12 protein-coding genes are annotated in these 13,558 nt (G+C 59.1%); 6 read left to right on the top strand and 6 right to left on the bottom strand.

Features of this window, described 5'->3' with window-relative positions; translation table 11 throughout:
• Window positions 1–125: 125 nt before the first annotated feature.
• The 3 genes from rho to KGD89_RS01155 form a co-directional block, all read right to left on the bottom strand.
• A complete protein-coding gene (rho, locus tag KGD89_RS01165; protein ID WP_025257997.1) occupies window positions 126–1,385 on the bottom strand; it encodes a transcription termination factor Rho in 1,260 nt (419 codons plus the stop codon).
• 227 nt (window positions 1,386–1,612) lie between these two features.
• Entirely contained in the window at window positions 1,613–1,942 is a 330-nt protein-coding gene (gene trxA, locus KGD89_RS01160) for a thioredoxin TrxA (protein WP_025257996.1), read from the bottom strand.
• A gap of 122 nt (window positions 1,943–2,064) precedes the next feature.
• Window positions 2,065–2,769 (bottom strand): FadR/GntR family transcriptional regulator, encoded by a 705-nt coding sequence (locus tag KGD89_RS01155; RefSeq protein ID WP_025257995.1) that lies wholly within the window; start codon window positions 2,767–2,769, stop codon window positions 2,065–2,067.
• Between the two features lie 251 nt (window positions 2,770–3,020).
• On the opposite strand from KGD89_RS01155, the gene KGD89_RS01150 reads away from it, so the two are divergent.
• The 5 genes from KGD89_RS01150 (at window position 3,021) to ppx (ending at window position 7,482) form a co-directional block, all read left to right on the top strand.
• Window positions 3,021–3,806, top strand: a complete 786-nt coding sequence (locus KGD89_RS01150) for a transporter substrate-binding domain-containing protein (protein ID WP_025257994.1) — start codon at window positions 3,021–3,023, stop codon at window positions 3,804–3,806.
• Between the two features lie 29 nt (window positions 3,807–3,835).
• Complete coding sequence (locus KGD89_RS01145) at window positions 3,836–4,501, top strand: amino acid ABC transporter permease (RefSeq protein WP_025257993.1); 666 nt, start codon at window positions 3,836–3,838, stop codon at window positions 4,499–4,501.
• The gene (locus KGD89_RS01140) at window positions 4,498–5,148 is read left to right on the top strand and encodes an amino acid ABC transporter permease (protein ID WP_025257992.1); all 651 of its coding nucleotides are present in this window, start codon (window positions 4,498–4,500) and stop codon (window positions 5,146–5,148) included. The genes KGD89_RS01145 and KGD89_RS01140 overlap by 4 nt, the downstream gene beginning before the upstream one ends.
• Window positions 5,135–5,869, top strand: a complete 735-nt coding sequence (locus KGD89_RS01135) for an amino acid ABC transporter ATP-binding protein (RefSeq protein ID WP_025257991.1) — start codon at window positions 5,135–5,137, stop codon at window positions 5,867–5,869. The genes KGD89_RS01140 and KGD89_RS01135 overlap by 14 nt, the downstream gene beginning before the upstream one ends.
• A 110-nt stretch (window positions 5,870–5,979) precedes the next feature.
• Window positions 5,980–7,482, top strand: a complete 1,503-nt coding sequence (gene ppx, locus KGD89_RS01130) for an exopolyphosphatase (protein WP_025257990.1) — start codon at window positions 5,980–5,982, stop codon at window positions 7,480–7,482.
• On the opposite strand, the gene ppk1 is transcribed toward ppx, so the two are convergent.
• Window positions 7,469–9,682 carry a polyphosphate kinase 1 gene (ppk1, locus tag KGD89_RS01125; RefSeq protein ID WP_025257989.1) on the bottom strand — a complete coding sequence of 738 codons (2,214 nt, stop codon included), beginning with the start codon at window positions 9,680–9,682 and terminating at the stop codon, window positions 7,469–7,471. The two genes, ppx and ppk1, sit on opposite strands and share 14 nt — an antisense overlap.
• Before the next feature lie 16 nt (window positions 9,683–9,698).
• The gene (hemB, locus tag KGD89_RS01120) at window positions 9,699–10,709 is read right to left on the bottom strand and encodes a porphobilinogen synthase (RefSeq protein ID WP_025257988.1); all 1,011 of its coding nucleotides are present in this window, start codon (window positions 10,707–10,709) and stop codon (window positions 9,699–9,701) included.
• Window positions 10,710–10,941: 232 nt separating this feature from the next.
• Here hemB and KGD89_RS01115 point away from each other — a divergent pair, with 232 nt between their 5' ends.
• Window positions 10,942–11,589, top strand: coding sequence for a DedA family protein (locus tag KGD89_RS01115; RefSeq protein WP_025257987.1), 648 nt, complete (start codon window positions 10,942–10,944; stop codon window positions 11,587–11,589).
• A 58-nt stretch (window positions 11,590–11,647) separates the two neighbouring features.
• Here the strand turns inward: KGD89_RS01115 and KGD89_RS01110 are convergent, their stop codons facing one another.
• On the bottom strand, window positions 11,648–13,522 hold the full coding sequence (locus KGD89_RS01110; RefSeq protein ID WP_025257986.1) for a cytochrome c/FTR1 family iron permease: 1,875 nt from the start codon (window positions 13,520–13,522) through the stop codon (window positions 11,648–11,650).
• Between the last annotated feature and the right edge of the window lie 36 nt (window positions 13,523–13,558).

Below are 13,558 nucleotides of genomic sequence, written 5' to 3'. Positions count from 1 at the left end.
GCTGACACACAGAAAAAACACCGTCGCCTGAAACATCGCCGTCGCAGCCAAGGCCCCTTCCATGGGAGTTTTTGCGCAAAAAAAATGGCGCCCCGAAGGACGCCATTTTCTGTTCAACCTGTCAGTTACTTGCGTTTCATCGACAGGAAGAACTCATCGTTGGTCTTGGTCTGCTTGAGCTTGTCGACCAGGAACTCGATGGCAGCGACTTCATCCATAGGATGCAGCAGCTTGCGCAGGATCCACATGCGTTGCAGTTCGTCATCAGCAGTCAGCAGCTCTTCACGACGGGTGCCGGAGCGGTTGATGTTGATGGCCGGGAACACGCGCTTCTCTGCGATCTTGCGATCCAGCGGCAGCTCCATGTTGCCCGTACCCTTGAACTCCTCGTAGATCACTTCGTCCATCTTCGAGCCGGTTTCAACCAGCGCGGTGGCGATGATGGTCAGCGAGCCGCCTTCTTCGATGTTACGCGCAGCACCGAAGAAGCGCTTTGGCTTCTCGAGAGCGTGAGCATCGACACCACCGGTCAGTACCTTGCCGGAGCTTGGAATCACGGTGTTGTAGGCGCGAGCCAGACGGGTAATGGAGTCGAGCAGGATCACGACGTCCTTCTTGTGCTCGACCAGGCGCTTGGCCTTCTCGATCACCATTTCAGCAACCTGCACGTGGCGGGTTGGCGGCTCGTCGAACGTAGAAGCAACCACTTCGCCGCGTACGGTACGCTGCATTTCGGTCACTTCTTCCGGACGCTCGTCGATCAGCAGAACGATCAGGTGAACTTCCGGGTTGTTACGAGTGATGTTCGACGCGATGTTCTGCAGCATGATGGTCTTGCCCGCCTTTGGCGGAGCAACGATCAGACCACGCTGGCCTTTACCGATAGGTGCACACAGATCGATCACGCGACCGGTCAGGTCTTCGGTGGAACCGTTACCGGCTTCCATCTTCATGCGCACGTTCGGGAACAGCGGCGTCAGGTTTTCGAACAGAATCTTGTTCTTGGCATTTTCCGGACGATCAAAGTTGATCGTGTCGACCTTGAGCAGCGCGAAGTAACGCTCGCCTTCTTTAGGCGGGCGAATCTTGCCAACAATGGTGTCACCGGTACGCAGGTTGAAACGACGGATCTGGCTTGGCGAGACGTAGATATCGTCCGGGCCAGCGAGATAGGACGCGTCTGCGGAGCGCAGGAAGCCGAAGCCGTCCTGGAGGATCTCCAGCACGCCATCACCAGAAATTTCCTCGCCGCTTTTGGCGTGCTTTTTCAGCAGGGAGAAAATCACATCCTGCTTGCGCGAACGGGCCATATTTTCTATGCCCATCTGTTCGGCCATTTCGAGCAGATCGGTAATCGGCTTTTGCTTGAGTTCAGTCAGGTTCATATGGGAATGACGTAATCATGTATGGAGGGAAATTAAGCTTTTGGCTTAATGAGGCCGCGCCGCAGAGAAGGCGACAGGATCGCGTACTAAATCGAAAAGGAGAGCGTCGGCGACGGCTAGCAGGGGGCAATGGAGATTCCATTGCGGGGCCGAATGTACCACTTGATTTTCCAGGCGTCTAGTACGGAGCCAGAAAAAACCCCGCTGTTCGCGGGGCTTTAGAAACATCAAAGATTGGCGTCGATGAAAGCAGCCAATTGCGACTTGGACAAGGCGCCCACTTTGGTGGCTTCGACATTACCGTCCTTGAACAGCATCAGCGTCGGGATACCACGCACACCATGCTTGGCCGGGGTTTCCTGATTGTTGTCGATGTTCAGCTTGGCAACGGTCAGCTTGCCTGCGTAAGTGGTAGCGATGTCGTCAAGAACCGGTGCAATCATCTTGCATGGGCCGCACCACTCAGCCCAGTAGTCAACAAGCACAGGGCCGGTAGCCTTGAGGACATCGGCTTCGAAGCTTGCGTCGGTGACGTGTTTGATCAGGTCGCTACTCATGGAGATCTCCGAGGTCGTAGGCTAAAAACGACGCCCATCATAGCGGGCCTTATGGCATTCAGGAAGCCGGGGCTCATTGAGTCTGGCTATGGGAAGCCATGAATATGGTTATAACCCCGTATTTAGCTGGCGGGCGAGACAAAGACAATCCCCGTGCGCAATGCCGCTCCACGGATATGTTCCTGCATGGCCTTCTGCGCAGGACCGGAGGCATGTCGGGAAAGAGCGCGCAAAATTTTGCGATGTTCCTGCCAGGTTTCCATGACTCTTCCTGCACGAATGAAGGGCATTTTCTGACTTTCGAGGAAGATATCAGCACCCGCCGTCACAATGCCCAGCATGGCCTGATTACCACTGGCGACCAGAATATGCCGATGAAACTCGAAATCCAGCCTGGCTGCCGCCTCGAAATCCCCTGCACGCAACTCCAGGCGCATGGCTTCGACATTGTCCTCCAGCACATCCCGCTCGTCGGCAGTCAGGGTGACAGCGGCAAGACCTGCGGCAAAGCCTTCCAGCGCATAGCGCAACTGAAAGGTATCGGCCGGAGAAACCCGTGCGTCGAAAGGCCAGGAAAAACCGGCCGTGCGCTGTTCTGGTTCAGAAATCGACTGAATGAACACGCCTTTGCCTGGCTGCACACTGACAATTCCCAAGGCACTGAGCGACGACAAGGCTTCGCGCAGCGAGGCTCGACTGACGCCCAGCAATACCGCCAGATCCCGCTGCGAAGGCAGGCTGTCGCCAGGTTTGTAACCTTGCTCGGCAATCAGTTTGCGAATTGCCCGGAGGGCCGATTCAGGTACTGCGAGGGCATTCTGCGGCATCACTGTTCAGGCCAGTCAGTCCAGTAAAAACTCCTTTTATCGCCATCTACATCATCCGGCAAGCGACGCCCAGCGCTGGGGCGACGTGGCTTTCAGGCGCGCCAAAGCAGGGCATTCGATCCGCCAACTGTTCAGACCAGTAAGACCAAATACCGTCCGCAGAGCCCGACTTATGGCGCAAACAGCCTGAATGGCATGGGCTGTGCACTAGGGGACAAGCCAACATCTTTCGTTCCGTCCGGAGATTTCCCATGACCAAGCGTTACAGCGCACTGCTTACTGCCTTGTTTGCCAGCCTGATGCTGAGCCAGGCCCCTGCCCACGCCAACGGCCTGGATGACGTCGTAGCGCGCGGCACCCTGAAAGTCGCTGTACCTCAGGACTTCCCGCCGTTTGGCTCTGTGGGTCCGGACATGAAACCGCGCGGTCTGGATATCGACACGGCACAGTTGCTGGCCGACAGACTGAAGGTCAAACTCGAACTGACGCCGGTCAACAGCACCAACCGCATCCCGTTCCTGACCACCGGCAAGGTCGATCTGGTGATCTCCAGCCTCGGCAAGAACCCGGATCGCGAGAAGGTCATCGACTTCTCCCGCGCCTACGCGCCGTTCTACCTCGCGGTGTTCGGTCCACCTGACTCGCCGGTCAAGGAAATCAGTGACCTCAAGGGCAAGACCATCAGCGTGACCCGTGGCGCCATCGAGGACATCGAACTGACCGCCGTCGCTCCCGAAGGCGCAACCATCAAGCGCTTTGAAGACAACAACTCGACCATCGCCGCTTACCTGGCTGGCCAGACCGACCTGATCGCCAGCGGTAACGTGGTCATGGTCGCTATCAGCGAGCGCAACCCGAAACGCATTCCGGCCCTGAAAGTGAAACTCAAGGATTCGCCAGTCTACGTCGGCGTGAACAAGGGTCAGCCCGAGCTGCTGGGCAAGGTCAACGAAATCCTCAATGCCGCCAAGGCTGACGGCGCGCTGGAAAAAGCCTCTGTGACCTGGCTCAAGCAACCTTTGCCAGCCGATCTCTGATCACTGCTTTCTGATCACAGGATCCGCCAATGGCTTATCAATTCGACTTTACACCGGTCCTGCAAAGCGCTGATCTCTTGCTGCGCGGGGCCTTGTTCACGCTGGAACTGACGGCCATTGGCACTTTGCTCGGGGTCAGCCTGGGCATCGTTGGCGCGGTCGTGAGGGCCTGGAAAATCCAGCCTTTCGCCACGATCTTCGGCATCTACGTCGAACTGATCCGCAACACCCCGTTTCTGGTACAGCTGTTTTTCATCTTCTTCGGCCTGCCGTCCCTGGGCATGCAGATTTCCGAATGGCAGGCAGCCATCCTGGCAATGGTCATCAACCTGGGTGCCTATTCGACGGAAATCATCCGCGCCGGCATTCAGGCGATCCCCAAGGGACAACTGGAAGCCGCCGCTGCACTGGCCATGAACCGCTACGAAGCCTTTCGCTACGTAGTGCTGGCGCCGGCGCTAAGCAAGGTCTGGCCGGCACTGAGCAGCCAGATCATCATCGTCATGCTCGGCTCGTCGGTCTGCTCGCAGATCGCCACCGAAGAGCTGAGCTTTTTCGCCAACTTCCTCCAGTCGCGTAACTTCCGCGCCTTCGAGACGTACATCGTCACCACGCTGGTCTACCTGTGCATGGCGTTGCTGATCCGCCAATTACTGGCCTGGGTCGGGCGTCGCTACATATCGAGGAGCCGCTGATGGATTTCACTCTTTGGGACATCCTGCGCAACCTGCTGACCGGCCTGCAATGGACAGTGGCCCTCTCGCTGGTAGCCTTTATCGGCGGCGGCCTGATCGGCCTTCTGGTAATGGGCATGCGCATCTCGGACAAAACCGGACCACGGGTCGCAGCCACTCTTTATATAGAACTGTTCCAGGGCACTCCGCTGCTGATGCAGTTGTTCCTGGTGTTCTTCGGCGTGGCCCTCATGGGCGTGGATATTTCCCCATGGGCCGCCGCTGCGCTGGCCCTGACGCTGTTCACCAGTGCCTACCTGGCCGAAATCTGGCGCGGTTGTGTCGAGTCGATATCGAAAGGCCAGTGGGAAGCGTCCGCCAGCCTGGCGATGACGCCCATCGAGCAGATGCGCTACGTGATCCTGCCACAGGCACTGCGCATCGCCGTGGCGCCGACGGTCGGCTTCTCGGTCCAGGTGGTCAAGGGCACGGCCGTGACCTCGATCATCGGTTTCACCGAACTCACCAAGACCGGCAGCATGCTGGCCAACGCTACCTTTGAACCCTTCATGGTCTACGGCTTCGTTGCCCTGGGCTACTTCATCCTTTGCTACCCCTTGTCGCTCTGTGCGCGCCATCTGGAAAGGAGACTGCATGCCTCTGCTTAGAATTTCCGCCCTGCATAAATACTACGGCGACCATCACGTACTCAAAGGCATCGACCTTTCTGTCGAGGAAGGCCAGGTCGTGGCGATCATCGGTCGCAGTGGCTCGGGCAAGAGCACGCTGCTGCGCACGCTCAACGGACTGGAGTCGATCAACGATGGCGTAATCGAAGTCGACGGCGAATACCTGGACGCCGCCCGCGCCGACCTGCGCACCTTGCGGCAGAAGGTCGGCATGGTGTTCCAGCAGTTCAACCTGTTCCCGCACCTGAGTGTGGGCGAAAACGTCATGCTCGCCCCTCAGGTCGTACAGAAAGTGCCCAAGGCCGAGGCTGCAAAACTGGCCAGGCAGATGCTGGAGCGTGTCGGGCTGGGCGAGAAGTTCGACGCTTTCCCGGATCGTCTTTCCGGCGGTCAGCAACAGCGCGTGGCCATCGCCCGGGCCCTGGCGATGTCACCCAAGGTGCTGCTGTGCGATGAAATCACCTCGGCGCTGGACCCGGAACTGGTCAACGAAGTACTCAGCGTCGTGCGCCAACTGGCTGCCGACGGCATGACCCTGATCATGGTGACCCACGAAATGCGCTTCGCCCGTGAAGTGGGTGACAAGCTGGTCTTCATGCACCAGGGCAAGGTGCATGAGGTGGGCGACCCGAAAGAGCTGTTCGCCAACCCGAAGACCCCGGAACTGGCAAATTTCATCGGCTCGGTAGAAGGGAATTAGGAGCGAATTCATTCGCGAACAAGCCCCACAGAGCGGTTCACGCACCTGATACGTTGGCGGCAGGCATGGATCGTGGCAGGATGGCGCGGTTATCGAACGAGATTTTGATCATGCCGCACACCAAAGCCAAGAATCTTTCCCTGATCGCAGCGATCGACCTGGGCTCCAACAGCTTTCATATGGTCGTTGCCAAGGCGAATCAGGGCGAGATCCGCATACTTGAGCGCCTGGGTGAAAAGGTTCAGCTGGCGGCGGGCATCAATGACGAGCGCCAGCTCAACGAAGAGTCCATGCAGCGCGGGCTCGATTGCCTCAAGCGCTTCGCCCAACTGATCAACGGCCTGCCGCTGGGCGCCGTACGTATCGTGGGCACCAATGCCTTGCGTGAAGCACGCAACCGCAACGAATTCATCCATCGCGCCGAAAAGATCCTGGGACACCCCGTGGAAGTCATTTCCGGCCGCGAGGAAGCGCGCCTGATCTATCTCGGCGTCTCACACACCCTGGCCGACACTCCGGGCAAGCGTCTGGTGGCCGATATCGGCGGCGGCAGCACCGAGTTCATCATTGGCCAGCGCTTCGAGCCACTGCTGCGCGAAAGCCTGCAGATGGGCTGCGTGAGTTTCACCCAGCGTTACTTCAAGGACGGCAAGGTCACACCGGCCCGCTACGCCCAGGCATACACCGCGGCACGTCTTGAAATCATGAGCATCGAACACGCCCTGCACCGCCTGAAATGGGATGAAGCCATCGGCTCGTCCGGCACCATTCGGGCTATTGGCGTGGCACTCAAGGCCAACGGCTACGGCTCGGGCGAAGTCAACGCTGAAGGTCTGGCGTGGCTCAAGCGCAAGCTGTTCAAGCTGGGCGATGTCGAGAAAATCGACTTTGATGGCATCAAACCCGACCGCCGCGCGATCTTCCCCGCCGGCCTGGCGATTCTGGAAGCGATCTTCGACGCCCTGGAACTCAAACGCATGGACCACTGCGAAGGTGCCCTGCGCGAAGGCGTGCTGTATGACCTGCTGGGCCGTCATCACCATGAAGACGTGCGCGAGCGCACCCTCAGCTCGCTGATGGACCGCTACCACGTCGATCTGGAGCAGGCCGCTCGCGTTGAGCGCAAGGCGCTGCATGCCCTGGAGCAAGTCGCGGAAGCCTGGGATCTGGAAGACGAAATCTACGCCGAGCTGCTGAGCTGGGCAGCCAAGGTGCATGAAGTGGGGCTCGACATCGCCCACTACCACTACCACAAGCACGGCGCCTACCTGATCGAGCACTCGGATCTGGCCGGATTCTCACGCGAAGACCAGCAAATGCTCGCGCTGCTGGTGCGCGGTCATCGTCGCAATATTCCCAAGGACAAGTTCGCCGAGTTCGGCGATGAAGGCATCAAGCTGATTCGTCTGTGCGTGCTGCTGCGCTTTGCGATTCTGTTCCACCACATTCGCGGCACCCAGGAGATGCCACGTGTGATCCTGCGTGCAGACGGCCCGAATCTGGACGCGGAATTCCCGGCAGGCTGGCTGGAAAACAACCAGTTGACCCAGGCCGACTTCGCGCTGGAAGCGGAGTGGCTGACCCGGGTCGGTATCGTCTTTACTGCACGCTGAGTACCGGAATGCTCAGGCGCTCAAGCAAAGTCGCCTGGGCGCTTCGAGCGTTCTGATTGCCGGTCGGCGTGCTGCGCACGTAACGCCCGTCAGGCTGCAACAGCCAGCTGTGGGTGTTGTCGGTCAGATAACTCTCCAGCTCCTTCTTCACCCGCAGGATCAACTTCTTGCCATCCACCGGGAAGCAGGTCTCGACACGCTTGTCGAGGTTGCGCTCCATCCAGTCGGCACTGGACAGGAACATCTGCTCGTCGCCGCCATTGAGGAAGTAGTAGACCCGCGTGTGCTCCAGGAAGCGACCGATGATCGAGCGCACCTGGATGTTGTGCGAGACACCGGCAATGCCGGGACGCAGGCAGCACATGCCACGCACTACCAGATCGATGCGCACACCTGATTGGCTGGCCTTGTAGAGCGCCCGGATAATCTTCGGATCGGTCAGTGAGTTGAACTTGGCGATGATGTGGGCAGGCTTGCCGTCGAGCGCGAATTGCGTCTCGCGGGCAATCATGTCGAGCATGCCTTTCTTGAGGGTGAACGGCGCATGCAGCAGCTTCTTCATGCGCAGGATCTTGCCCATGCCGATCAACTGGCTGAACAGTTTGCCGACGTCTTCGCACAAGGCATCGTCGGAGGTCAGCAGGCTGTAGTCGGTGTACAGACGAGCATTGCCCGCGTGATAGTTGCCGGTCCCCAGATGCGCATAACGCACGATTTCACCGCCTTCGCGGCGCAGGATCAGCATCATCTTAGAGTGAGTCTTGAAGCCGACCACACCGTAGATCACCACCGCACCGGCCGCCTGCAGACGGCTGGCCAGTTGCAGGTTGGACTCTTCATCGAAGCGGGCGCGCAATTCAATCACTGCCGTGACCTCCTTGCCGTTACGCGCCGCATCGACCAGCGCATCGACGATTTCCGAGTTCGCGCCGCTGCGGTACAGCGTTTGACGCACGGCCAGTACATGCGGGTCTTTCGCGGCCTGACGCAGCATGTCGACGACCGGAGTAAATGACTCGAACGGGTGCAGCAACAGGATGTCCTGCTTGCTGACCACGCTGAAAATGTTCTCGCTGTTCTGCAGCAGCTTGGGAATCGCGGGCGTGAACGGCGTGTATTGCAGCTCCGGGTGGCTGTCCAGGCTGGTGATGCTGAACAGGCGCGTGAGGTTCACCGGGCCGTTCACCTGATACAGCTCGGACTCGGTCAGGTTGAACTGCTTGAGCAGGTAGTCCGACAGATGCTTGGGACAGGTGTCCGCCACTTCCAGGCGCACCGCATCGCCATAACGACGCGAGAACAACTCGCCGCGCAGGGCGCGTGCCAGGTCTTCCACATCTTCGGAGTCCAGCGCCAGGTCAGCGTTACGGGTCAGACGGAACTGGTAGCAGCCCTTGACCTTCATGCCCTGGAACAGGTCATCGGCGTGGGCATGGATCATGGACGACAGGAACACATAGTTGTCGCCAACGCCGCCCACATCTTCCGGCACCTTGATGATGCGCGGCAGCAGACGCGGAGCTGGAATGATCGCCAGACCCGAGTCACGACCGAAGGCATCGATACCTTCCAGCTCGACGATGAAGTTCAGGCTCTTGTTGACCAGCAACGGGAACGGGTGCGTCGGGTCCAGACCGATCGGGGTGATGATCGGTGCGATTTCATCGCGGAAATAGCGACGGACCCACGTCTTGAGCTTGGTCGTCCAGTAGCGACGACGAATGAACCGGACCTGATGCTTTTCCAGCTCCGGCAGCAGAATATCGTTGAGGATCGCGTACTGGCGATCCACATGACCATGAACCAGCTCGCTGATCCTGGCCAGGGCCTGATGCGGTTGCAGACCATCGGCACCCGCCTGTTCGCGAGCGAAGGTGATCTGCTTCTTGAGGCCTGCGACACGAATCTCGAAGAACTCATCAAGGTTGCTGGAGAAGATCAGCAGAAACTTCAGCCGTTCCAGCAACGGATAGGACTCATCCAGAGCCTGTTCCAATACCCGGATGTTGAACTGCAACTGCGACAGTTCGCGGTGGATATACAGGCTGCTGTCGTCCAGGTTCGGGACAACGATTGCGGGCGCCGCAGAAGCAGGCGCTTCGATGACGGCCGTAACGGTTTCAATTTCAGGCTCAACCACTGGTGTAGCCTCCTGAACATCGACTTCAACAGTGGCTTCGGTGAGTCCTTCGGTATTCATGAATGTTCCTGTGAGGCTATTGCCCTTTTAACAGTTGAGCAGCACGGACGGCGAAGTAAGTAAGAATGCCATCAGCACCTGCGCGTTTGAAGGCGGTAAGGGATTCGAGAATCACCCCCTCACTCAGCCAGCCGTTCTGGATTGCAGCCATATGCATCGCATACTCGCCGCTCACCTGATAGACAAAGGTCGGGACCTTGAACTCATCCTTGACCCGGTAAAGGATGTCCAGATAAGGCATGCCCGGCTTGACCATCACCATGTCCGCGCCTTCAGCCAGGTCAGCGGCCACTTCATGCAATGCTTCGTTACTGTTGGCCGGGTCCATCTGATAGGACGCCTTGTTGGCCTTGCCCAGGTTCAGTGAAGAACCTACCGCATCACGGAACGGACCGTAATAGGCGCTGGCATATTTCGCCGAATACGCCATGATCCGGACATTGACGTGCCCGGCAAGTTCCAGGGCTTCACGAATGGCCTGGATGCGACCGTCCATCATGTCCGAAGGCGCGACCACCTGGGCACCGGCGTCAGCGTGAGACAGCGCCTGTTTCACCAGTGCATCGACAGTGATGTCGTTCTGTACATAGCCTTCTTCATCAATGATGCCGTCCTGACCGTGGGTCGTGAACGGATCCAGTGCCACATCGGTGATCACGCCCAACTCCGGGAAACGCTCACGCAACGCACGAGTCGCACGCTGGGCAATACCGTCCGGGTTCCAGGCTTCAGCGCCATCCAGAGATTTTTTCTCCAGCGGCGTCACCGGGAACAGCGCCAGCGCCGGAATTCCCAACGCAACCCAGCCTTCGGCCTCTTGCAGCAACAGATCGATAGTCAGGCGCTCGACGCCCGGCATCGAGGCAATGGTTTCCCGGCGGTTTTCACCATCGAGTACGAATACGGGAAGAATCAGATCATCGACGGTCAGTACATTTTCGCGAACCAGTCGACGAGAAAAGTCGTCGCGACGATTACGGCGCAGGCGAGTGAGAGGAAACAGGCGGTTTGCGGGGGTAAAGCTCACGGCGAGACTCCTGTAGCCCGCATACGCGGGCAAGCGCGACAGTTATAAGCCGCCATTATGACCAATGTGTGACAGTCATAGTGTGACCTGCGACGGTGGGCCGCAGAAAAGGCCTACAACAAGGACGGGACATTGTGGTTGTAGGAATCTTTAACGTCGAGACACATATCGACACTTTCATGATTGTCCTAGGCGAGTTAGGCTGCGCGTTCATTTCGCCAGCATCCAGACAATGCTCCAGAATTTCTTGAACGATTTCGGCTACTTTGCCCTGTTCCTGGGAACCTTCTTTGAAGGCGAGACCATTCTGGTTCTTGCCGGATTTCTGGCTTTCCGTGGATACATGGACCTCAACATGGTCATCCTCGTGGCTTTCTGCGGAAGCTACGCGGGCGATCAACTGTGGTACTACATGGGGCGCAAGCACGGCCGCAAACTGCTTGCACGCAAGCCACGATGGCAGCTCATGGGCGACAAGGCACTGAGGCTGGTACGCAAACACCCGGACATCTGGGTGCTGAGCTTCCGCTTCGTCTACGGCCTGCGCACGGTCATGCCCGTGGCCATCGGCATGTCCGGTTATCCGCCTTTGCGTTATCTGGTGCTCAACGGTATAGGTGCTGCGATCTGGGCTGCGGCCCTGGGTTCGGCGGCTTACCATTTCGGTGCCGTGATGGAAGGCCTGCTGGGCAACATCAAGAAATACGAGCTTTGGGTCCTGGGTGGCCTGCTCCTGCTCGGCCTGGCCCTGTGGCTGCGCCGCCGCATCAAGAACGCCCGCATCGCACGCCAGGAAAAACTCTGCTGCGCCTCGGCAGCGGCATCTGATATAGACGTCGAAGCCCCGGTCGATCTTCAGAAAAAGACAGACAGCCAATAATCCCCTTCGCGAATGAGTTCGCTCCTACGGTAGGAGCGAACTCATTCGCGAACCGCCATCAAGCCCTGAACCGGCTACGTCCGTACAACACCGCAATCGCCAGCAGCGCAACCGCCTGCGCCCCCAACGAATACGCATCGGCGTGAATGCCCAGCCAGTCGAACTCGAAGAACGGCACCGGGCGTGTGCCGAAGATGCCCGCTTCCTGCAATGCCTTGACGCCATGCCCGGCGAACACCACCGACAATGCACACAGCAGCGCTGCGTTGATCCCGAAGAACAACGACAACGGCAGTTTTGCCGAACCGCGCAAGATCACCCACGCCAGGCCGACCAACAGCACCAGCGCAGTGGCACCACCGGCCAATACCGCGTTGTGCCCCGCAGGTCCTGCCTGTAGCCACAGGGTTTCGTAGAACAGAATGACCTCGAACAGCTCTCGATAGACCGAGAAGAACGCCAGCACAGCAAAACCAAAACGTCCGCCGCCACCGACCAGGCTGCTCTTCACATAATCCTGCCAGGCATCGGCATGACGACGATCATGCATCCAGACCCCGAGCCACAGCACCATGACGCTGGCGAACAGCGCCGTCGCGCCTTCCAGCAGTTCACGTTGCGCGCCGCTGACATCGATGACGTAAGCCGCCAACGCCCATGTCGCCAAGCCAGCCAGCAGCGCCAGGCCCCAACCCGCGTTGACGCTGCGAACGGCAGACTGCTGGCCGGTGTTGCGCAGGAACGCCAGGATCGCTGCCAGTACCAGAATCGCTTCCAGACCTTCACGCAGCAGAATCAGAAGGCCGGAGATGTAGCTCAGGGAAACGCTCAGGCCATCGTTGCCCAGCAGGGCTGCGGACTCCTTGAGTCTGGCCTTGGCGGCCTCCAGCTTCTGCGCCGCCTGAGCCAGCGGCAGACCGTCCTGCAATGACTGCCGGTAAGCCATCAGGGCTTTTTCGGTGTCCTTGCGCACGTTAGCGTCGACGTTATCCAGCGAGCTTTCGACCAGTTCAAAACCTTCCAGATAAGCTGCAACCGACAGGTCGTAAGCCTGTTCATGATCCCCCGCGCTATACGCCGCCAGGCTCTTGTCCAGAGTGGTACTGGTGTAATCGAGCAGTTGCGCCGGGCCGCGCTGGACCTGCGGCGGTTGCGCACGCTGGGCACGGAATGTCGCGGCGGCTTCAAAGCCTTCGGCGGCATTGACCTCCGCTGGCGTCTGACGCGCCAGATCCGCCAGATTGAAGGTCTTGGCGGGCGCGCTCACCGGCTGAGCACTGAAACCGGCAATGTAGGTCGCGATATCCCAGCGCTGGCGATCATCCAGTTGATCGGCAAACGCGGGCATATCGGTGCCGGTAATCCCCAGTCCCAAGGTGTTGTAGATATCGTAAAGACTCAGGCGATCCAGCCGGGCTGCATCGCGCAAATTGGCAGGCGCAGGTGTCAGGCCAATGCCGGCCGGGCCATCGCCGGCACCGGTGTCGCCATGGCAGACCGAGCAGTTCTGCGCATACAGCGGCGCACCGCGAGCAGGGTCAGGTGTAATGATCGGTGCCTGGCTGACTTCATAGGCGACGGCCAGGCGTGCCCCCAATTGCCGGGCCTGACGAGCGACAAGCGCGCCATCCTCACGTTTGCTCACCGCGTCTTTCAGGGCTGCAACACCCTGCTCCAACGCATCGCGCTCGGCACGCTGCGGCAAGGCAACAATCAGGCCCTGCAATGCGTCGAGAAACTCGACCTGCTCCCGGTATTCGGCTTCATCGACGACCTTGCCGTCAGCTACGGTGCTCGGGTAGTCAGCACCTATATAGTCCAGCAGATGCAACGCCTGGGCAGCGCCATCGACGGGGTCGGCCAGCAGGCCGAAGCTGCATAGCGCAAGCAGCGGCACCAGCAGCCAGGCCATGAAACGGGAATGCAGAGGCATGGATCGATCTCGACAGAAATTCAATGCGCTGCATTG

The organism is Pseudomonas cichorii (assembly GCF_018343775.1).
Taxonomy (GTDB): domain Bacteria; phylum Pseudomonadota; class Gammaproteobacteria; order Pseudomonadales; family Pseudomonadaceae; genus Aquipseudomonas; species Aquipseudomonas cichorii.
Note: the sequence above shows the minus strand (reverse complement) of the source record. Positions and strands in the feature narration are given on the sequence as shown.

Coding starts and splice junctions, on each gene's coding strand:
- rho (WP_025257997.1), bottom strand. CDS start 1,385: ATGAACCTGACTGAACTCAAGCAAAAGCCGATTACCGATCTGCTCGAA.
- trxA (WP_025257996.1), bottom strand. CDS start 1,942: ATGAGTAGCGACCTGATCAAACACGTCACCGACGCAAGCTTCGAAGCC.
- KGD89_RS01155 (WP_025257995.1), bottom strand. CDS start 2,769: ATGCCGCAGAATGCCCTCGCAGTACCTGAATCGGCCCTCCGGGCAATT.
- KGD89_RS01150 (WP_025257994.1), top strand. CDS start 3,021: ATGACCAAGCGTTACAGCGCACTGCTTACTGCCTTGTTTGCCAGCCTG.
- KGD89_RS01145 (WP_025257993.1), top strand. CDS start 3,836: ATGGCTTATCAATTCGACTTTACACCGGTCCTGCAAAGCGCTGATCTC.
- KGD89_RS01135 (WP_025257991.1), top strand. CDS start 5,135: ATGCCTCTGCTTAGAATTTCCGCCCTGCATAAATACTACGGCGACCAT.
- ppx (WP_025257990.1), top strand. CDS start 5,980: ATGCCGCACACCAAAGCCAAGAATCTTTCCCTGATCGCAGCGATCGAC.
- ppk1 (WP_025257989.1), bottom strand. CDS start 9,682: ATGAATACCGAAGGACTCACCGAAGCCACTGTTGAAGTCGATGTTCAG.
- KGD89_RS01115 (WP_025257987.1), top strand. CDS start 10,942: ATGCTCCAGAATTTCTTGAACGATTTCGGCTACTTTGCCCTGTTCCTG.
- KGD89_RS01110 (WP_025257986.1), bottom strand. CDS start 13,522: ATGCCTCTGCATTCCCGTTTCATGGCCTGGCTGCTGGTGCCGCTGCTT.